Annotated in this window: 18 protein-coding genes; 5 read left to right on the top strand and 13 right to left on the bottom strand. The window is 56.3% G+C overall.

The window, feature by feature from the left end; genetic code table 11:
* Positions 1-18 precede the first annotated feature (18 nt).
* From AC27FC_RS04905 to AC27FC_RS04890, 4 genes are all read right to left on the bottom strand, one after another.
* On the bottom strand, positions 19-993 hold the full coding sequence (locus tag AC27FC_RS04905; RefSeq protein ID WP_045142958.1) for a DUF1852 domain-containing protein: 975 nt from the start codon (positions 991-993) through the stop codon (positions 19-21).
* A 175-nt stretch (positions 994-1,168) separates the two neighbouring features.
* On the bottom strand, positions 1,169-1,660 hold the full coding sequence (locus AC27FC_RS04900; RefSeq protein WP_023311629.1) for an Hcp family type VI secretion system effector: 492 nt from the start codon (positions 1,658-1,660) through the stop codon (positions 1,169-1,171).
* A gap of 3 nt (positions 1,661-1,663) precedes the next feature.
* Positions 1,664-1,939, bottom strand: coding sequence for a hypothetical protein (locus AC27FC_RS04895; RefSeq protein ID WP_072196664.1), 276 nt, complete (start codon positions 1,937-1,939; stop codon positions 1,664-1,666).
* Positions 1,914-2,435, bottom strand: a complete 522-nt coding sequence (locus tag AC27FC_RS04890) for a DUF2778 domain-containing protein (protein WP_033145468.1) — start codon at positions 2,433-2,435, stop codon at positions 1,914-1,916. The genes AC27FC_RS04895 and AC27FC_RS04890 overlap by 26 nt, the downstream gene beginning before the upstream one ends.
* Before the next feature lie 268 nt (positions 2,436-2,703).
* Here AC27FC_RS04890 and AC27FC_RS04885 point away from each other — a divergent pair, with 268 nt between their 5' ends.
* Complete coding sequence (locus tag AC27FC_RS04885) at positions 2,704-3,243, top strand: DUF2058 domain-containing protein (protein ID WP_023311631.1); 540 nt, start codon at positions 2,704-2,706, stop codon at positions 3,241-3,243.
* A 7-nt stretch (positions 3,244-3,250) separates the two neighbouring features.
* On the opposite strand, the gene AC27FC_RS04880 is transcribed toward AC27FC_RS04885, so the two are convergent.
* Complete coding sequence (locus AC27FC_RS04880) at positions 3,251-3,937, bottom strand: RluA family pseudouridine synthase (protein ID WP_196354423.1); 687 nt, start codon at positions 3,935-3,937, stop codon at positions 3,251-3,253.
* Positions 3,938-4,026: 89 nt separating this feature from the next.
* Positions 4,027-4,632, bottom strand: coding sequence for an FMN-dependent NADH-azoreductase (gene azoR, locus AC27FC_RS04875; RefSeq protein ID WP_008502313.1), 606 nt, complete (start codon positions 4,630-4,632; stop codon positions 4,027-4,029).
* Between the two features lie 205 nt (positions 4,633-4,837).
* Between azoR and hrpA the strand changes: the two genes are divergently transcribed.
* Complete coding sequence (hrpA, locus tag AC27FC_RS04870) at positions 4,838-8,740, top strand: ATP-dependent RNA helicase HrpA (protein ID WP_196354422.1); 3,903 nt, start codon at positions 4,838-4,840, stop codon at positions 8,738-8,740.
* Between the two features lie 70 nt (positions 8,741-8,810).
* Here the strand turns inward: hrpA and AC27FC_RS04865 are convergent, their stop codons facing one another.
* From AC27FC_RS04865 to AC27FC_RS04850, 4 genes are all read right to left on the bottom strand, one after another.
* Positions 8,811-9,470 (bottom strand): O-methyltransferase, encoded by a 660-nt coding sequence (locus AC27FC_RS04865; protein ID WP_064672460.1) that lies wholly within the window; start codon positions 9,468-9,470, stop codon positions 8,811-8,813.
* Between the two features lie 75 nt (positions 9,471-9,545).
* A complete protein-coding gene (locus AC27FC_RS04860; RefSeq protein WP_196354421.1) occupies positions 9,546-10,925 on the bottom strand; it encodes an efflux transporter outer membrane subunit in 1,380 nt (459 codons plus the stop codon).
* Positions 10,922-12,004: an HlyD family secretion protein gene (locus tag AC27FC_RS04855; RefSeq protein ID WP_069302792.1), complete on the bottom strand. Its 1,083-nt coding sequence runs from the start codon at positions 12,002-12,004 to the stop codon at positions 10,922-10,924. Before AC27FC_RS04855 ends, AC27FC_RS04860 begins: the two co-directional genes overlap by 4 nt.
* 22 nt (positions 12,005-12,026) lie before the next feature.
* Entirely contained in the window at positions 12,027-13,679 is a 1,653-nt protein-coding gene (locus tag AC27FC_RS04850) for an MFS transporter (protein WP_047061824.1), read from the bottom strand.
* A gap of 203 nt (positions 13,680-13,882) precedes the next feature.
* Here AC27FC_RS04850 and AC27FC_RS04845 point away from each other — a divergent pair, with 203 nt between their 5' ends.
* Positions 13,883-14,683: a YdcF family protein gene (locus AC27FC_RS04845; RefSeq protein WP_196354420.1), complete on the top strand. Its 801-nt coding sequence runs from the start codon at positions 13,883-13,885 to the stop codon at positions 14,681-14,683.
* Positions 14,684-14,959: 276 nt separating this feature from the next.
* On the opposite strand, the gene gap is transcribed toward AC27FC_RS04845, so the two are convergent.
* Entirely contained in the window at positions 14,960-15,961 is a 1,002-nt protein-coding gene (gap, locus tag AC27FC_RS04840; protein ID WP_029740556.1) for a type I glyceraldehyde-3-phosphate dehydrogenase, read from the bottom strand.
* A gap of 189 nt (positions 15,962-16,150) precedes the next feature.
* Between gap and cybB the strand changes: the two genes are divergently transcribed.
* Positions 16,151-16,681, top strand: a complete 531-nt coding sequence (gene cybB, locus AC27FC_RS04835) for a cytochrome b561 (protein WP_196354419.1) — start codon at positions 16,151-16,153, stop codon at positions 16,679-16,681.
* 110 nt (positions 16,682-16,791) lie between these two features.
* On the opposite strand, the gene AC27FC_RS04830 is transcribed toward cybB, so the two are convergent.
* Positions 16,792-17,859 carry an oxidoreductase gene (locus tag AC27FC_RS04830; RefSeq protein ID WP_196354418.1) on the bottom strand — a complete coding sequence of 356 codons (1,068 nt, stop codon included), beginning with the start codon at positions 17,857-17,859 and terminating at the stop codon, positions 16,792-16,794.
* A 13-nt stretch (positions 17,860-17,872) separates the two neighbouring features.
* Entirely contained in the window at positions 17,873-18,616 is a 744-nt protein-coding gene (locus tag AC27FC_RS04825) for a DeoR/GlpR family DNA-binding transcription regulator (RefSeq protein ID WP_033145477.1), read from the bottom strand.
* A gap of 738 nt (positions 18,617-19,354) precedes the next feature.
* On the opposite strand from AC27FC_RS04825, the gene AC27FC_RS04820 reads away from it, so the two are divergent.
* Positions 19,355-20,692: a TolC family outer membrane protein gene (locus tag AC27FC_RS04820; RefSeq protein ID WP_039262548.1), complete on the top strand. Its 1,338-nt coding sequence runs from the start codon at positions 19,355-19,357 to the stop codon at positions 20,690-20,692.
* Positions 20,693-20,792: the final 100 nt, after the last annotated feature.

Raw genomic sequence — 20,792 nt, 5'->3', positions numbered from 1 at the left:
AAGACCTTTTTTGATGAATTAAAGCGTGTAGTTATCAGACCACTGCTCAAGAATGTGTTGGTAAGGCTTAATAAAGTACGCTTCGGTAAAGCGACCCTGTTCAATCGCCAGTCGGCTACGCTCTTCCCGGTCATAAACAATTTTGGTTAAGGAGTGATCCTGCTGGTTCAGATCCGGTCGGTAGCACAGTCCCGCCGCCGAGTTTGCGTTATAAATTTCCGGGCGATAGATTTTCTGGAACGTCTCCATCGTGCTGATGGTGGCAATCAGCTCCAGATCGGTGTAGTCACTCAGCAAATCCCCGGTAAAGAAGAACGCGAAAGGCGCCACGCTGTTTTCCGGCATGAAATAGCGAACCTGCAGGCCCATCTTCGCGAAGTACTGTTCCGTTAGCGACTCGCCATCCGGCTGATATTCAATGCCCAGTACCGGGTGCTGGTTACCGTTGCGGCGATAGGTGTCTTTGCTGGAGACGCTCAGGCAGATCACCGGACCCTTGCTGAAGTTTTCTTTGTATTCCGGCGAATTGACAAAGTGGCGGAAAATATTGCCGTGCAGTTCGCCAAACTTTTCCGGAATGCTGAAGTGCTGCTGGTTCTTGTTGTGTTCCAGCAGGCGCACGCTGAAATCATAATCCCGCACGTAAGAAGAGAAGTTATTCCCGACGATGCCAGGGATACGCAGGTTATTTTTTTTGTCGACAATCGTGGTTTGCAATATCTCAATGGCCGGGAACGGTTTTTCCGCGCCAATGTTCAAGTCGACAGAGATGATTTCCAGCTCAACCGCGTAGCGATCGGCGTTTGGGTTATCCCAGCGCGCCAGGGCGTTAAAGCGGTTGTTGATCATCACCAGCGTATTGCGCAGGTTTTCCTGACGCTTTTCCCCGCGCGCCAGGTTGGCAAAGTTGGTGGTCGTACGCGTATTTTCTGACGGGTTGTAATTCTCATCGAAGCAACTGCGCTTAAGGGTATATGTGAAAGCTTTGCTCATTGTGGTTATGCATCCTAAGTTCATGTTGCTAAGAAGTTACCGATGCATAATTTATGCCTGAGCCCGCGGCGCAGGGGAAGTGACTTAATTTCAATGCAACATGAGCGAAGTTCATGAACAGTGTTGCGCACACATGCTGGGATAGGAAGAGTAAGGGGCATCGCGCCCCTTAGCGTTATGCTGTAGGACGTTCGTTCCAGGCGTCACTGTGCATGATGTTGCCGTCGACAATGCGCCAGGTGATTTTTTCGTACTGCAGACTTACGCTTTCAACATGGTTCATTTTATTGTTGGCAGCGATCTTCACGTTCGGCACGCTGCAGTTAACACCCGTAACCTTTACGTTCTCCATCAAGACGGTGTAATAACAGACTTCCTGTCCGGCATCATTGATATGATAGAACTTGATTTCAGCGCTTTTAAGCGCCTGACCGGTAGAGGCTGCTTTATAGAGATACGGCGTGGAGCTATCAACTTCCTTTTCAATCCGCATGGATGAGTGTTGACGCGTGCCGGTGATCTTGCCGTTAGCGCTGTCTACCGGTAGGTTAAGGCCATGACTCAGCCCTATGATTTCAATGCTACCTTCACGGTCCTGAACATCAACGGAACCTTTAATATCTGCTCCACCATCGTCTTTTAGCCACATGTAGGGAGGAATTGGCATTCTTTATTTCCTTATTTTCTTGAGTAGCAGTGTTGTTAAGCGATAAATAACCGTGGCGAGGGTCAGTACGATTAAAATATCGATATTGGTATATGTGTCATATATTGTTTCAGCATTCACGTCGCCATAAATAAAATCACATATAGATGAGGCCACATCATGATCAAGATAGCGTTCAGCGGGTCCCAATATGCGGCCTACTATAATGCTGATGCATAGAAACCAAACCGTTTTGAATAGCCTGATGCCCCATTTACGGACAAGTGTTGGTGTAGCCACTTTCAATCACCTCAACCCAGCCGCGTGCCATCAGTGAACGCATACAGGGAACCTGAATAAGTTCCGTACTCATCAGAGCATTGCGGATCAATGCGTAATCAGAATCATGGGCAATCGTGATACATCCCTCAGATAGCGTACCCGGATGCAGCCGAAACAAACCCCGATAGACGTTATCAATCCAGGTGCCATCATCGATACCCCAGTCATCCTTGTATAAAGCAAACCACTCATCGCGGCCAAATTCTGCCCCGGATCTAACCTTGTTCCACCGATCCTGAACCTTCGCTTTTAAACCTGAAAAGAAACCTCCAGTCCCTCTGTCAACAATCCAGTATTTCCCAGGGGGAATTGGACCTGAGCCTTTAACAGCACCACATAATCCATTGTTTCTGTAAATTCCCTGCCCGGAATGGGCCATAAACACACCAACGCCGTGCAGGTTAAAAGGCGCATAGTCAGCATCGTTAAGCAGCATTGTTCCTTTTAAGGCCATATTTTCTCCTTACTCTTTTAATAAGAGAAAAGCAGCCTACGCCTGAAGCCGGTACAGATATTCAACTCACATCATATTTATGAGTTGCTGATTTTTTTTAAGAAAATGACCTGACAATTTTTAATCACTCTTGCGGCTGTAACGTTAGTAAACGCTGAATAAATAATAAACAAGGCCCATGCGACAAAGCGCCATGCCTACTTCTCTGGCACACGCTCCGCAATTCCCGCTATAATCCCCAAAATTTCCAACCGGTTTAGAAACAATCATGACAAAACTCACCTTACAAGAGCAGATGCTGAAAGCGGGCCTGGTCAGCAGCAAAAAAGCGGCAAAAGTGCAGCGCACGGCAAAGAAATCACGCGTTCAGGCGCGTGAAGCTCGGGAAGCGGTAGAAGAGAACAAGAAAGCGCAGATCGAGCGCGACAAGCTGCTGAGCGAACAGCAGAAGCAGGCCGTGCTGGCGAAAGAGTTTAAAGCACAGGTGAAGCAGCTGATTGAGATGAACCGCATCACCGTGGCGAAAGGTAACATCACCTTTAACTTCACCGACGGCAATCTGATCAAAAAAATCGACGTCGACAAGCAAACCCAGGCTCAGCTGATCAACGGCCGTCTGGCGATTGCCCGTCTGGTCATTAACGCCAGCGGCGACTGTGAATACGCGATTATTCCGGCGGTGGTGGCCGATAAAATTGCCCAGCGCGATGCCGACAGCATCGTGTTAAACAGCGCGCTAAGTCAGGAAGAGCAGGACGAAGACGATCCGTACGCGGACTTCAAAATCCCTGACGATTTGATGTGGTAAACCGCATTCAGAACGGGGCGGCGTGACGGGCGTTAACCGGCTCTCCGCTCACGGGATGAATAAAATTCAGTTCGCTTGCATGCAGCATCAGCCGGGGCGTTTCCTCCGCCCCCGGCGCTTCAAGACCGCCATACAGATCGCAGCCCAGAATCGGGTGCCCCAGCTGCTGACAGTGAATACGCAGCTGATGGGTTCGCCCGGTCTCCGGCGTAAGTATCACCCGCGTTAACGGCAGTCCCGTACTCTGATAAAACCGTTCCACCACCCGATAGCGGGAGCGGGCGGGTTTTCCGTTGATGGCGCAAATTGACATCAGCGGAAACAGCGCCGGGTCTTTGGCAATCGGCGCGTCTATTATTCCCTCGTCGTTTTCCACATGGCCGCAAAGCAGGGCGCTGTAGACCTTCTCCACGCTGCGCTGGCTGAACTGCTGGCACAGCGCCGCGTTGATGGCCTTATTGCGCGCAACCACCATCAGCCCGGACGTGCCGAAATCCAGACGGTGTACCAGCGTGCAGCCGGGGAACGTCTGGACCAGACGATAATGGACGGAATCAAGGTTTTGCGGATTTTTGCCCGAGAGGCTGAGCAGACCGGAAGGCTTATCGATCAGCAGCAGATGTTCATCCTGCCAGAGGATCTGAATGTCGTCGTGACACGGTGGGGCAATAAAAGAATCAATAATCGCAGACATCAGGCCGCCCGGCTGGAGAGTGGGAGCGGATGATAACGAAATGCGGGGAAAAGAAAAACCCTCCCACCAGGCGGTGAGAGGGTGAAGTCTTAGGCTGCTACCAGGCTGTCGATGGCGGCTTTCGCATCGGTCTGCGCTTTGGTCGCCACTTCCGGACCGTAAGCGATACCTTCAGCAAACACGAAGTTCACGTCAGTGATGCCGATGAAGCCCAGGAACAGGCTCAGGTACGGTGCAACCAGGTCGGTTGGGGTGTCTTTATGGATACCGCCACGGCTGGTAAGTACGATCGCACGTTTACCTTTCACCAGACCTTCAGGGCCGTTCTCGGTGTAACGGAAGGTTACGCCAGCGCGCGCCACCAGGTCGAAGTAGTTCTTCAGCTGGGTAGGGATGTTGAAGTTGTACATTGGGGCGTTGATGACGATAACGTCGTGCGCCTGCAGCTCGGCAATCAGCTCGTCGGACAGGGCCAGGGCTTCCTGCTGACGTGGAGACAGCGGTGCATCGCTTGGGCGCAGCGCGCCAACCAGCTCGCCGTCCAGCACAGGAATTGGGTTTGCAGCCAGGTCACGCACGGTGATTTCGTCAGCGGAATGCTGTTCACGCCACTGTTCAACGAAGTAATCAGACAGCTGACCAGACTGAGAGTACCCTGCCAGAATACTGGATTTCAAAACTAATACTTTGCTCATGGGTGATTCCTGTTGTTGCATTTGATTGAAGGGGGTTGCCCCGTTGCTTGTTGACACTCTATTCACAATCCTGCCACAGAGATAGCGCAATATATCGAAGCCTATGTTCGAATTTTTTGAATAAGGCGCGAAAGGCGTCGATGTGGTACTCTATAGCAATCATTAAAAAGAGAGTTTATCAGGGCGTGTACTGCCCTTTAACGCTATGACAGAACAACAAAAATTAACCTTCCCGATGCTCCTGCAACAGCTTGATTCTCTGATGCTGCGCGATAAACAGCGCTTTGCCCGCCGTCTGCACGGCGTGAAGAAGGTTAAAAATCCTGATGCACAACAGGCCATTTACCAGGAGATGGCGAAAGAGATTGAACAGGCGGCAGGGAAAGTTGTGCTGCGCGAAGCCGCACGTCCGGCAATTACCTACCCGGAAAACCTGCCCGTCAGCCAGAAAAAACAGGACATCCTTGAGGCCGTCCGCGACCACCAGGTGGTGATTGTTGCGGGGGAAACCGGCTCGGGGAAAACCACCCAGCTGCCGAAAATCTGTATGGAGCTGGGACGCGGGCTAAAAGGGCTGATAGGCCACACCCAGCCGCGTCGACTGGCTGCGCGCACCGTGGCGAACCGTATTGCCGAAGAGCTGCAGACGGAGCCGGGCGGCTGCATCGGTTACAAGGTGCGATTCAGCGACCACGTTAGCGATAACACCATGGTCAAGCTGATGACCGACGGTATTCTGCTGGCGGAAATCCAGCAGGATCGTCTGCTGATGCAGTACGACACCATCATCATTGACGAAGCGCACGAGCGCAGCCTGAACATCGACTTCCTGCTCGGCTACCTGAAAGAGCTGCTGCCGCGTCGCCCGGATCTGAAAATCATCATCACCTCCGCGACCATCGACCCTGAGCGCTTCTCGAAGCATTTCAACAATGCGCCGATTATCGAGGTGTCAGGACGCACGTATCCGGTGGAAGTGCGCTATCGCCCGATTGTGGAAGAGGCGGACGATACCGAGCGCGACCAGCTGCAGGCCATCTTCGACGCCGTTGACGAGCTGGGCAACGAAAGCGCGGGCGACATTCTGATCTTCATGAGCGGCGAGCGCGAAATCCGCGACACCGCCGATGCGCTCAGCAAGCGCGACCTGCGCCACACGGAGATCCTGCCGCTTTACGCGCGCCTGTCAAACAGCGAGCAGAACCGCGTATTCCAGCCGCACGGCGGGCGACGCATCGTGCTGGCGACCAACGTGGCGGAAACCTCGCTGACCGTGCCGGGGATTAAATACGTTATCGACCCGGGCACGGCGCGCATCAGCCGCTACAGCTACCGCACGAAGGTCCAGCGGCTGCCGATTGAGCCGGTCTCCCAGGCGTCCGCTAACCAGCGTAAAGGCCGCTGCGGCCGCGTCTCGGAAGGGATCTGTATTCGTCTCTATTCCGAAGATGATTTCCTGTCGCGCCCGGAGTTTACCGACCCGGAAATTCTGCGTACCAACCTGGCGTCCGTTATCCTGCAGATGACCGCGCTGGGGCTGGGCGACATCGCGGCGTTCCCGTTCGTCGAAGCGCCGGATAAACGCAACATTCAGGACGGCGTGCGTCTGCTGGAAGAGCTCGGGGCGATCACCACCGACGAGCAGGCCACGGTCTACAAGCTGACGCCGCTCGGCCGCCAGCTCAGCCAGCTGCCGGTGGATCCGCGCCTGGCCCGTATGGTGCTGGAAGCGCAAAAGCACGGCTGCGTGCGCGAGGCGATGATCATTACCTCGGCGCTCTCCATTCAGGATCCGCGCGAGCGTCCGATGGACAAGCAGCAGGCGTCTGACGAAAAGCACCGTCGCTTCCACGACAAAGAGTCCGACTTCCTCACCTTCGTAAACCTGTGGAACTATCTCGGCGAGCAGCAGAAAGCGCTCTCCTCGAACCAGTTCCGCCGCCAGTGCCGCGTGGATTTCCTCAACTACCTGCGCGTGCGCGAGTGGCAGGATATCTACACCCAGCTGCGCCAGGTGGTGAAAGAGCTGGGCATTCCGGTCAACAGCGAGCCGGCGGAGTACCGCGAGATTCATATCGCGCTGCTGACCGGCCTGCTGTCCCACATTGGGATGAAGGACGCCGAAAAGCAGGAGTATACCGGCGCGCGTAACGCCCGTTTCTCCATCTTCCCCGGTTCCGGCCTGTTCAAGAAGCCGCCGAAGTGGACCATGGTCGCGGAGCTGGTGGAAACCAGCCGCCTGTGGGGACGCATTGCCGCGCGTATCGATCCGGAATGGGTGGAGCCGGTGGCTCAGCACCTGCTGAAACGATCGTACAGCGAACCGCACTGGGAGCGCGCGCAGGGCGCGGTAATGGCGACCGAAAAAGTGACTGTTTACGGCCTGCCGGTGGTCGCCGCACGTAAGGTCAACTACAGCCAGATTGATCCGGCGCTCAGCCGCGAGCTGTTTATCCGTCACGCGCTGGTGGAGGGTGACTGGCAGACGCGCCACGCCTTCTTCCGCGAAAACCTGAAGCTGCGCGCGGAAGTGGAGGAGCTTGAGCACAAGTCCCGCCGCCGCGACATTCTGGTGGACGACGAGGCGCTGTTTGAGTTTTACGACCAGCGCATCAGCCACGATGTTATCTCCGCCCGCCACTTCGACAGCTGGTGGAAGAAGGCCAGCAAAGAGACGCCGGACCTGCTCAACTTTGAAAAGAGCATGCTGATTAAAGAGGGGGCGGAGTCGGTCAGCAAGCTCGACTACCCGAACTTCTGGCATCAGGGCAACCTCAAGCTGCGTCTGACGTATCAGTTTGAACCGGGTGCCGACGCGGACGGCGTGACCGTTCATATTCCGCTACCGCTGCTAAACCAGGTCGATGAGGGCGGTTTTGAATGGCAAATTCCCGGCCTGCGCCGCGAGCTGGTGATTGCGCTGATCAAATCCCTGCCGAAACCGGTGCGCCGCAACTTTGTGCCTGCGCCAAACTATGCGGAAGCGTTTTTAGGCCGCGTCACGCCGCTGGAGCTGCCGCTGCTGGACGCGCTCGAGCGCGAGTTCCGACGCATGACCGGCACCACCATCGACCGCGAAGACTGGAACTGGGATCAGGTGCCCGATCACCTGAAAATCAGCTTCCGCGTGGTGGATGATAAAAACAAAAAGCTGCTGGAAGGACGTTCGCTGAGCGAGCTGAAAGAGTCGCTGAAAGGGAAAGTTCAGGAGACGCTTTCTGCGGTGGCGGACGACGGTATCGAGCAGAGCGGGCTGCACATCTGGAGCTTTGGTCAGCTTCCGGAAAGCTACGAACAGAAGCGCGGTAACTATAAGGTCAAAGCCTGGCCTGCGCTGGTGGACGAGCGCGACAGCGTGGCGATCAAACTGTTTGATAATCCTCAGGAACAGCAGCAGATGATGTGGCGCGGGCTGCGTCGCCTACTGCTGCTCAACATCCCGTCGCCGATCAAGTATCTGCACGAGAAGCTGCCGAACAAAGCCAAGCTCGGGCTGTACTTTAACCCGTACGGCAAGGTGCTGGATCTGATTGACGACTGCATCTCCTGCGGCGTGGACAAGCTGATCCACGAGGCGGGCGGTCCGGTCTGGACGGAAGAGGGCTTTGCTCAGCTTCATGAAAAGGTGCGCGCCGAGCTGAACGACACCGTGGTGGAGATAGCCAAACAGGTCGAGCAGATCCTCACCGCCGTGTTCAATATCAACAAGCGCCTGAAGGGGCGCGTGGATATGACCATGGCGCTGGGGCTCTCGGACGTGAAGGCGCAGATGGCGGGGCTGGTCTATCGCGGCTTTGTCACCGGCAACGGCTTTAAGCGTCTGGGCGATACGCTTCGCTATCTTCAGGCGATTGAAAAACGTCTGGAAAAAATGGCTATCGACCCGCACCGCGATCGCGCGCAGATGCTGAAAGTGGAGAGCGTGCAGCAGGCGTGGCAGCAGTGGCTAAACAAGCTGCCGCCGGCGCGCCGCGACGATGAAGACGTTCAGGCGATCCGCTGGATGATAGAGGAGCTGCGCGTCAGCTTCTTTGCCCAGCAGCTCGGTACGCCGTATCCGATTTCGGATAAGCGTATTCTGCAGGCGATGGAGCAGATTTCCGCTTAAAACCCTTGCCCGGTTTTCTCCCTCTCCCTGTGGGAGAGGGTCGGGGTGAGGGCATCAGGCCGCACAATTTTCACCCGTTCACGATTGCCAGCGTAAACCCATCCCATCCCTTAACCCCCACCGTTTGCAGCGCGGTGGCGGTCAGGCGCGGGTTATCCCCAATCATTTCGATAAAACGCCGCACCCCCAGCACGCGCGCGTCGTCGCTTTGCCCGTTAATCACTTCGCCGTCGCGCACCACGTTATCGCCAATGATTATCGTGCCGGGACGTGAATAGTGCAGCGCCCACTCCAGATAGCCGGGATTGTTTGGCTTATCGGCATCAATAAAGATCAGGTCGAACGGCGGAACGTCACCGAAATTCTCCAGTGAGCTCAGCGCCGGGCCTTCAATCAGTTCAATGCGATCGTTCAGCCCCGCGAGGTGAATATTCTGGCGGGCCACATCGGCATGCGTCGGGTCAGCCTCGAGCGTAATCAGCTTTCCGTCCGGCGGCAGGGCGCGCGCCATCCAGATTGAGCTATAGGCGCCCAGCGTACCAATCTCAAGGATGCGTCTTGCCTGGGTCATGCGCACGAACAGCGCCAGCAGTTGCCCCTGATTGGCCGCAACATCGTGTTCGGGTAGCCCGGCGCGTTTATTGTTTTCCAGTACCTGATGAAGCACGTCATCGTCAGGGATTAGCGAAGAAATCATGTAATTATCTACTGCAGACCATTGTTGATGCATAGATTGACTCCTTGGGTTTTTCTCCCTCTCCCTGTGGGAGAGGGTCGGGGTGAGGGCATCAGCGCGCAAGGGGGTTCACGCGCTCTTCCAGCCGCCGCCCAGCGCCCTGTACAAATCGATCTGCGCCAGCAGCAGGTTATTTTTCACCTGCACTACGCTGGTCTGAACCGAGTACAGCGTGCGCTGCGCGTCCAGCACGTCCAGATAGGAAGAGTAGCCGTTGCGATTGCGGTTCTGCGCAATGCGCAGCGTCTCCTGCGCCACCTCCTGCTGGGCAAGCAGCTCGGTCAGCTGTTCCTGATAGCGCGTAATAGCATCAAGGCTGTTATTCACTTCGGCAAACGCGTTACGCACGGTTTTTTCATAGGCGTACAGCGCCTGGTTACGCTGGGACTGGGAAATATCCACCTGCGCATTCAGCGCCTGGCGGTTCAGCAGCGGGGCGAGAATACTGCCCCCGACGCTCCAGAGCTGAAGCGGGTTGTCCAGCAGGCCGGACAGGGTGCGATCCTGTATCGATCCGGTTGCGGTCAGGTTGATCGACGGCAGCAGGCTCGCGCGCGACGCGGCAAGCGAGGCGTCGGCCGCAACCAGCTGGCGTTCGGCCTGAACGATATCCGGGCGACGGTTCAGGAGCGTAGAAGGCAGCTGTGACGGCAGCCTCAGCGGCGTTAGCGCCTCAAAGCTTTCGCTGCGCGCTAACGCGCCGGGATTGCTTCCCAGCAGCAGGCTGAGGGCGTTCTCCTGCTGTGCAATCTGATGCTGCAGCACGGGAACCTGCGCTCGCGTTGAGCGGAGTTCGGAATCCGACTGCATCAGCTCCAGACGCGAGCTGTAGCCCGTCTCAAACTGACGTTTCGCGAGGTTAAATGCCTCTTCGCGCGATTTCAGCGTGGATTCGGTCACCCGCAGCTGTTCGTCAAGCGAGAGCAGGGTGACATACCCGGATGCAACGGAAGACGCGACGGTCAAATCCGCGGCGGCAGCGGCGGCTTTTTGCGCCGCCAGCGAGGCTTCGGCGGCACTGGCCGTGCTGCGGTTGACGCCCCAGATATCCACGTCGTAGCTCGCAGTCAGGCTACCTCTGTACAGCGTGCCGTAGACCGGCAGCCCGGTCGCGGCGGATTGCGAACGGGCGCGGGTCCCCGTTACTCCTGCATCAAGCGACGGAAACAGGCTGCCGTCGGCCGCAAAGACCCGCGCCTGATACTCGTTAATCCGTTCGCGGGCGATCAACACGTCGCTGTTATTCTTTAGCGCCCGATCCACGTAGCGGTTGAGGTTGTTGTCATGAAAATTGCGCCACCAGAGCTGCTCCGCCGGGCTGGCAGGACCGGCGTCAGCACGCCACTGGGCGGGGATTTGCAGCGTTGGCTGCGCCGGTTTTACGTCGACGGACTGGCATCCGGTGAGCATTACCGCCAGCACCAGACCGGCTATCGGGCGAAGGGTCATTGTTTGCCCTCCCGCGTATCAATGGTCACCTGCACCGACATGCCCGGACGCAGCAGGGCGGACTCCTCAGGCTTGCCGAGCACCTCGATGCGCACCGGAATACGCTGGGCGATTTTGACAAAGTTGCCGGTGGCGTTGTCCGGCGTGATGGCGCTGAATTCAACCCCGGTTGCCGGCGAGATGCTCTCCACGCGGCCCTGATAGGCTTTGTCGTTCAGCGCATCGACGGTGAATTTGACAGGCTGGCCGACGCGCAGCTCTGCGAGCTGCGTCTCTTTAATATTGGCGATCACCCAGTGCTGCGGCGGAACCAGCGTGGTGAGGTGGGTCCCGGCGGTCACGTACGCCCCGAGACGCACGGCAATCTGGCCGAGCTGGCCGTCGCGCGGGGCGATGATGCGGGTGTTTTGCAGGTCTATCTGCGCCAGCTCCAGCGCCGCTTTGGCGTTTTCGACATCCGCCTCCAGCGCGCCGCGGTTCACAATTACCGTCTGCAGATCCTGACGCGACATCTCAAGCAAGGCTTTAGCCTGCTCGATGTCGGCGCTGCCCTGGGCCGCGCTGGCCAGCGCCGCGTCGCGCTCGCGAATGGAAAGCGAGCCGTCCGCCGTCAAATCCTTCACGCGCTTTAAATCCGCCTGGGTTTTCAGGCTCTGGGCGCGGGCATTTTTCAGCGCCGCGTCGTTTTTGGCGATCGTCGCTTCGGCGCTTTTACGCTGCTGCAGGTTGTTATTAAGCGCGGCAATTTTCATCGCCAGCTGTGCCTCGGCCTGATGCACGCGCTGACGATAGATACGGTCATCAATCTGCAGCAGCAGGTCGCCTTTTTTAACCTGCACAAAGTCCTGAACCTTCACCTCGGTGATATAGCCATTCACCTGGGGGCTGATGAACGTCGTCTGACCGCGCACGTAGGCGTTGTCGGTAAACTGCGCGTGGCGGGTGAACGGCGGAAGCTGCCACGCGTAAAGGATCACCAGCACGCCGACAATACCGATGGCAGCGGCTGTGAAAACGGAAACAATGCGCACATTTTTGCGGGTGTTGGCCTGCTCTTTAGCGGCATCCTGCTGACTCATAAACTCTCCAGAAATATTTCAATTATTTGTTGCCGGTGGCGTTCTTAAGTGCCATACGGGCAGTGATGCGCAGGCGCAGCAAGCGCCATAAAATCCAGACCAGCGTGGCGGCAGCGATGCCCGCCGTCAGCAGATAAGTATCGTTGTAAGCCAGAATATTCGCCTCAAGCGTCGTCACCGTTTGCAGCTGCGTGATCGCCTGCGTTCCCAGCAGCGAACTGTCGCCAATCAGGCTCCGGTACATCTGGGTGTAAATCTGGATACGCTCGTTGACCAGCGGATTGAGCGTGGTGAGCTGGTCCGCCAGCAGGCTGGAGTGGTACTTCTCGCGCCATGTCTGGAAGGTTCCGAGGATCGCGGAACCCAGCAGGCCGCCGAGGTTCTGACTCATGCCGAACATCACCGAGAAGCTGACCAGGTTGCGCGGGTCGGCGATCACCCCGCCAATGGCAGCCAGCATGGCGGGCGCCAGGAAGAAGGCGCTGCCGAAGCCCAGCAGAAACTGGCTTAGCATCAGCTGATCCGGCCGGGTCAGGTTGTTGGACTGGCTGTCCAGCAGCGAGGCAACAATCATCAGCGCCAGGGAGGTGATAATCGGCCACGCCAGTTTGGTCGGCTTAATCGTGAGGCAGCTGGTGACAATCCCGCAGACGATCCCGGCGAAAATGGACCACGCCAGGTGGGTCATCTGCTCGTTCTGTAACCCCACGTACTGCAGCCAGCCGATGACCCCGGTGTTTTGCTCTGCCAGCACGATACGGATCAGCAGCATGATTAGCCCCAGACGGACGATGCTGCCGCTCGACAGCCAGCGGGTGTTCAGCAGCGGGTTGGCGCGGTTATGTTCAAAGACGATGGCGGCCACAATTAATACAAGCGACAGCGCCAGCGACCAGCCGATCCACGGCGCCTCGAACCACCAGTCAAGGCGGCCCAACGAGAGCACGGCGCAGAGCAGGGCCATTCCGGGGGCCATTAAAAAGAAGGTGATGAAGTCTTTTTTCTCAAAAACCTTGCGCCTGTCGCCCGGGGGCAGTTTTAAGGCTATCACGCAGGCCAGGGAGATCAGCGCCAGCCCGAGCTCGAAGAAATAGAGCCCGCGCCATTCGTCCAGCTGCAGCAGTTCGGTGGAAAACAGGCGGGCCAGAGGAATAGCGAGTGATGACCCGGTAATCCCGATGGTGAGCGCCTTCAGGCGGTGCTTCGCAGGCCAGGCCTGGATCTGGTAGTAAATCCCCAGCGAGCTGAGCGCGGCGGCCACCATCCCGTGCGCGGCGCGCACCATCAGCGCCGAGCTGAGATCGTTAACGAACAGGTGGAAAAAGGTCACCAGCACGTACAGCACCAGAAAACCTTCCGTGAAGGCGCGCAGACCGTACTGCTGGCGGAACTTGACCAGCAGCAGGTTGATGGAGATGTTGGTCATGACGTAGACCGCGGGAAGCCAGGCGATTTCGGTCGACCAGGCCCCGAAGGTTCCCTGCAGGTTTTGCAGGTTGGCGGTCACCACCGCATTTCCCAGCGCTCCCGTCAGGCACACCAGCAGGCCAACGACGCCGTAGGCAATGCGTTTTGGCGTACTGTGCTCGGGTGTGGAAGGCGAACCCAGCAGGGCGGGTTTCTCATGTGGCTGCCACTCGCGAGGAGCATAAGGGTCGCGTTCGGGCAGGCGCATAACGTCGTTTACCTTAGAAATAATTGAATAATTAGCGGGCTAGCGATTCTACGTCTGCCGCAAATGATAATTCAAGTGAATATGATTTACGCATGTTAATCAAATGTAGAAGGGAAGTTTAAGGAAAAAGAGCGGCCCGATGTCGCCGTTGTGTTGAGAACCTGAAGTCGCTACCCTGAAGGGATAGAGAGAAGGAGTTCATCATGGAACAGCCCCATTTTCCCATCCTGCCGGATGCCACGCTGGCGGCCATCAATACTGTCGGTGAATGGCTGGCGCAGGACGACCTGAGCGGCAGCCGCCAGCCCCCGGACGTCGATGCGGTCATCCTGGCAGGAAACGCGGTGATCCCGACCATTGAGGCGGCCTGCCGTATTGCCGCGCAGAGAGATATCCCGCTCCTGATTAGCGGCGGTATTGGTCATTCAACCGCGTTTTTATATGCCGCTATCGGCAGTCATCCGCGTTATCACACCTTGCCCGTCGAAGGGCGGGCGGAAGCGAGCATTCTTGCCGACATTGCGCGGGAGTTCTGGCAGATCCCCGAGACGCGCCTGTGGATTGAGGATCAATCCACCAACTGCGGTGAGAACGCGCGTTTTAGCTGGAACATGCTGAAACAGCATCAGCGAGCGACCGGGCGGGTGCTGGTGGTACAGGACCCGACGATGCAGCGCCGTACGATGGCGACGTTTGCCCGCGTTTGTCGGGATGAGCCCGTGTCACCGCAGTGGATAAGCCATCCCGGGTTTACGCCAACGCTGCACAATGGCAAAGAGGGCGTGGAGTTTAGCGCGGGCAATAGCGGACTGTGGCCCGTTGACCGCTACCTGTCACTGGTTCTGGGGGAGCTGCCGCGTTTGTACGATGACGTTAACGGCTATGGTCCGGCCGGGCGGGATTTTATCGCGCACGTTGAATTCCCGGATGCTGTGATTGCCGCATGGGAACAGTTACAGCAGGACCCGGTTCTCGCGGATGCGTTGTCCAGGCGCTCGATTTAAGGGTGTAATCAGAAGCGATAACAACCGCTTCAGAATAACCTTTGGCTTACACAGCAATGTCCTGGTCCGGCTGTATATCGCCGGGAGCCCGGGTTGCCAGGGTGGCGGCGATTGAGCCACCCTGGCACGTTCACCGGTTATGTCGTTAAAGAGTAGCAAGGAACATAAAGTGAACGGAATGACCACCACACCCGTATGTTCCCCTCACCCTAACCCTCTCCCACAGGGAGAGGGGATGCTTCACTGCTCATATTAGCCCTGAATAAAGGCATAGAATCACAGCGCCGCAAACTTATCCAGCGTCCGCACCAGCTGCGTCACGAAACCGTACTCGTTGTCATACCAGGCTACCGCTTTCACCAGCTGCAGCTCTCCCGCTTCTGACACCTCCGTCTGCGTGGCGTCAAACACCGAACCATAATGCGAGCCAATCACATCGGACGACACAATCTCTTCGTCGGTATACCCGAACGATTTATTGCCCTGCGTCGCCTTTTTCAGCGCGGCGTTGATCTCCTCAACGGTCACTTTCTTGCCCAGAATCGCCACCAGCTCGGTGACTGAACCCGTCTTTACCGGCACGCGCTGCGCGTGGCCCTTCAGCTTGCCGCTGAGCGCAGGGATCACCAGACCGATGGCCTTTGCCGCACCGGTGGTGTGGGGAATGATATTCTCTGCCGCCGCCCGCGAGGCGCGAAGGTCTTTTCCGCGCGGGCCATCCACCAGCGCCTGCGTACCGGTATAGGCATGAATGGTGGTCATGGTGCCCACTTTTATTTCAAACGCATCGTTCAGGGCTTTCGCCAGCGGGGCGAGGCAGTTGGTGGTGCAGGATGCGACGGAAATAATGGTGTCACTGGCGTCAATGGTGTCGTCATTCACGCTGTAGACGATGGTTTTCATCTCGCCCGCAGGCGCAGAGATCAGCACTTTCTTCGCGCCGGCGTCCAGGTGCGCCCGTGATTTCTCTTCAGAGGTATAAAAGCCGGTGCACTCCACGACGATATCCACGCCTGCGGCTTTCCACGGAATGTGCTTCGCCTCTTTTTCGGCGTACACCGCAATGGTTTTACCGTCGACAATCAGCGCATCCTCGGTGAAATCGACGCTCCACGGGAAGCCACCGTAGTTGGAATCATGCCTGAGCAGGTAGGCCAGCACTTTCGGTGAGGTGAGGTCGTTGATGGCGACGACGGTATTGCTGTCCTGGGTTTCAAGCAGGCGACGCAGTACAAGGCGCCCAATGCGTCCAAAGCCGTTAATGCCAATTTTACTCATGGTGTTCTCCTGTAAACGTGTCGATGCGACAGTTTGAACTCATCCAGGCTTAGACCATCACGGGCAGGGCGGCAATTGAAGATGCTTCATGCGGGAGGAAGTATTTGAAAAACCATACAGAAAAGTTAATGAATTTTTAAGGAAAGGAGATTATGTTGGCGCGGTAACTGTTTTTAATCGGGAAATCACATGCGCACTAAATATACAAGCCTGCAAATCGGCATCCACTGGCTGGTGTTTCTGTTAATCATCGTCGCCTACTGCGCCATGGAGTTCAGAGGTTTCTTCCCGCGCACCGCGCGTCCAGCGATCAATATGATCCACGTCTCGTGCGGTATCAGTATCCTGGTGCTGATGGTGACGCGTCTGCTGGTTCGCCTGAAATTCCGCGCACCGCCGATTCAGCCGAAGCCAAAAGCGATGGTGACGGGGATGTCCCATCTGGGGCACCTGGTGGTGTATCTGCTGTTTATTGCGCTGCCGCTGATTGGCATTGTGATGATGTACAACCGGGGCAGCGACTGGTTTGCTTTCGGCCTGGCGATGCCGCATGCGGCGGAGTCCAATTTCGACCTGGTTGATATGTTGAAAGAGTGGCACGAGACGCTGGCGAACCTGGGCTACTTTGTGATTGGCCTGCACGCGGCGGCGGCGCTAATGCATCACTATTTCTGGAAAGATAATACTCTTCTGCGCATGATGCCGAAAAAGCGTCAGTAGTGCTGAAACATTGTCGCCGCCTTTCTTGCCCGGCGGCGCTTCGCTTGCACGGGCCTACAAACGGCTTTGAATCGTAGGCCGGGTAAGCGCAGCGCCACCCGGCTTGTTTTTTAACCCAGCAGCGCACGCTCTTCGGCAGTTAACGCCAGCGCCTGCGTTGACCCCGTCTCCGACGACTTCACCGCCGCTTCCAGCACGGCCATGACCGCCAGTGCCTCAACAGGGTGGACAGGGTTGGTGATTTTCCCGAGCAGCGCATCACGTACGTTGACGTAATACTGGCGCTGATCGCCTTTCGGGGTTGGGATCGTCTGCGGTGCGCCGTCGGCGCCAAAGAAGACCATGCTGTCGCCGTCTTCGCCCCAGGTTTCACTGCCGGGGATCACCCCTGCGAGCAGCTGCGCTTCCTGCTGGTCGATTCTGGCTTTCACCACGCTGCCCTTGTCCCCGTGGACGGTAAAGCGCGCCGTACCGCCAGCAACCAGCATGCTGGCGTGCAGAATGACCTTATGCTCCGGGTAGTTTAAGACCACGTGCGCCCAGTCGTTAATTTCTGCGCCGTCGCGCAGCGTCGCGATATTCCCCTGAACCGACTCCGGCAGTCCAAAGAGCTGTAGCGTCTGGTCAATCAGGTGAGGGCCCAGATCAAACCACAAACCGCTCCCGGGGACGTTCTGCTCGCGCCAGCGCACGCGCACTTCCGGGCGGAAGCGGTCGATGTGCGATTCCAGGTGTTTAACCTTGCCGAGCGTGCCTTGCTCAATAATCTGCTTAATGCCGAGGAAATCGCTGTCCCAGCGGCGGTTGTGGAAGACGGAGAGCAGCAGCTGCTTTTCATCCGCCAGCGCAATCAGGTCGCGGGCTTCCTGCATGTCGAGGGTAAAAGGCTTATCGACGACCACGTGTTTACCCGAGTTCAGGGCCAGCGTCGCCAGCGGGGCGTGCGTGGCGTTGGGGGAGGCAATCACCACCAGATCGATATCAGGATGCTGAATGGCCTCTTCCGGTGTCGCTACCACCTGTACGTCCGGCAGATCGCGTTTAACCTTCTCTTCATCACGAGAAGAGACCACGGCCAGCTTAATCCCGTCCACCGACTGGATCAGCGGGGCATGGAAGGTTTTACCGACAAATCCATACCCGATCAGCGCAATGTTGATTGTTTGAACTTTATTCATGACCTTCTCCACGTTAATTCGCGCACACCGTAACCTGCAGTGCGCTATGGTCCCCAAGCTCAGGCCAGGGACGATCTAAAAAGAGTTGTTGAATGCTGGATAACCCGGAAACCAGATACGGTTCGCAGCGGTTAATTTTCAGATGGTCGGCGACAATCCAGTGCGCATGGCTTGCGTCCAGCATCGCGCGTTTCACCTCGGCATCCGCTTCTTTACCGGCGCTCAAACCGAGTTCGGCATGAATGGCGCACGCCCCAAGAATGGCGATATCTGCCCGATAACGGGACAGCAAAGACAGCGTGGCGCTGCCGGCAAACAGTCGCTGCTTGTGGTCCCATTTCCCGCCGAGCAGGATCAGCTCAATGTCTTCCCGGTCGCTAAAATGCTGGGCGATATCCAGCGAGGGGGTAATAACGGTGAGCGGCCCCTGAAGAAAGGTGGCGACGGCCATCACCGTGCTTCCGGCATCAAGAAACAGGGTGGAGCCCGGTGGAACCTGCTGTGCGACCTGTTTACCCAGGCGCTGTTTGGTCTCCGGCAGCAGCGTATTGCGGCCCTGACGGTTCATGGCGGAGAGGTTGAGCGCGATGGCGCCGCCGTGGTTCTTCTGCGCAAGGCCCTGGTTTTCCAGGTCGGTCAGATCCCGACGAATGGTATCCGCCGAAACCTGCAGTTTTTCAGCCAGGTCGGTGATGCTGGCCTGGCCTTGCTCGCTGAGGATATCCAGGACGTAGCGTTGACGAGCGGTTTTGTGCATGGGGTACATTCCTGCAAAATGTCGCAATATCTTGCATAATACAGCATTTTGACGCAGAGAGAAGGGGAATGTCCTCAGGACGATGTGCAGCGGTGTGATAATTCAGATGGGTGATTATTGAAATTTTATTAAGGGGGTATAAGGAAGCCGTTTTGAATGTTAATCACAATGTTATTGTTATGTTTTATTTAACGATTTGGGTTATGTAACCAGCGTAACGCCATTGAGTGGTGTTAAATGCTGTTTAATAGAAATTACGCAGGGTTTAATTGCTTTAATTAGTTTTTTAAGAGTTTTTAATTTTAAATATATCCCTTTGGCTACGTAAACTGACACTTCTTTGAAAATCTTTGTGTCTGACTCGCTCTGAAATTAACGCAAAAATGTGCACGGAGGGAATTAAGAATTTTCCTTAGATAACAGAGAGTTTATATGTTTCATCTGAAAGGATACTTTTAGAGTTTTGTCCAGAAACCCCATATTTTTTCTTGCTTGTAACACCACATTAACATTGTGGCTGTAGTGGGCTATAACACATTTTGTTATGCTGCTAACCAGTTTAAGAAATAAGTAAATTCTTAATTGAAATAAGATGCGGGCAGATCTCATCTCCGATGGAAATGGGTATGGGGAGTATTACCTGAAATTCAGCAAGGTAGCTAAATAAGATATTTGTCTAATTATCTGTACCTCTTTTTGGGTATTTGCTTGAGTATCACTCAGAGTCAGGGAGATAACATGACGATATTACGAAAGCCTATGTTACGCCGATTTACAGCAGCACTGGCATTCATTTCATTAGCCATAAATATGGCTTTCGCCAATAGTAATCAGGTGGGTATTGCCCCGGTGGCAACCACAACCTTAAAAGAAAGTATTCTTTTTGCGATCGATCGCGATCCGTCAATTAGCCAGCAGGCCGCGCAATTAGGTATTGGCCAGGCACAAATAGATGAAGCGCGCAGCGGCTGGATGCCGCAAATATCGTTGAACGGAAGTACGGGGCACAGCCAGACCACCGATTCCAGCGGGTCGCTGAAGAATTCAGCCGCCTGGGGGCTGAGCCTGACGCAGCTGCTGTACGATTTTGGCAAGACCAATAACAGTATCAGCCAGTCCTCCGCCCAGCGCGATAGCTACCGCTATCAGCTGATGGGCACGCTTTCGGACGTGGCGGAAAAAACGGCGCTGAGCTACGTCGAGGTCAAACGCTATTCCGATCTGCTGCAGGCGGCAATAGATAACGTGCAGGCGCTCAAGAACGTCGAGCAGCTGGCAAAGCTTCGCGCAGACGCGGGCGTGAGTTCGACCTCCGATGAGCTTCAGACCCGCACGCGCATTGCCGGCATGCAGGCGACGGTCGCGCAGTATCGCGCCGCCTTAAACAGCGCGCGCGCCAGGCTTGCGGTATTAACCGGCATGCAGGCAGAGGCCTATTCGCCGGTGCCCGCGAATCTTGCCGTGGAGCCGGACTCGCTCAACCGCATCGATTATTCCCTGATACCGGCGGTGATGGCCGCGCAGAACATGGAACGTTCGGCTCAGTATGGCGTGGAAACGGCGAAGTCCCAGCACTGGCCGACGTTAAGCCTGAAGGGGGGGCGCACCCGTTATGAATCGGACAACCGTTCCTACTGGGACGACCAGATACAGCTCAATATCGACGCGCCGCTGTATCAGGGGGGCGCGGTTTCCGCGCGCGTTCGGCAGGCGGAAGGCGCACGGGCCATGGCCTCCTCTCAGGTCGATCAGGCGCGTTTCGATGTCCTGCAAAAGGCCTCCGTCGCGCAGGCTGACTGGACCGGCGCGCGGGGACGAATGGAGGCGGGGAAGCAACAGCTGGAAAATGCGCTGCGGGCCCGCGATGTTTATAAAAATGAATACACCCTGAGCAAGCGGAGCATTAACGATCTGCTCAGCGTTGAGCAGGATGTCTGGCAGGCCACCTCAGCGAAAATAATCGCCGAGTATGACGGCTGGAGTTCGGCAATTAATTATGCTTCCGCGGTTGATAATTTAATGCCGCTTATTGGAATAGAGAAAAACGCTGCCGCAAAATTACCCGACTTGAGTTAATAAAAGACGCGCAGTGTTGCGCAAAGTAAGACTGAAAATAATGGGTGTTTTTTCCCAGGGATAGCTACATCCGTCTGGTGGACATATCCACAGGAATCCG

Source organism: Enterobacter sp. C3_dUdeg (assembly GCF_057536195.1).
Note: the sequence above shows the minus strand (reverse complement) of the source record. Positions and strands in the feature narration are given on the sequence as shown.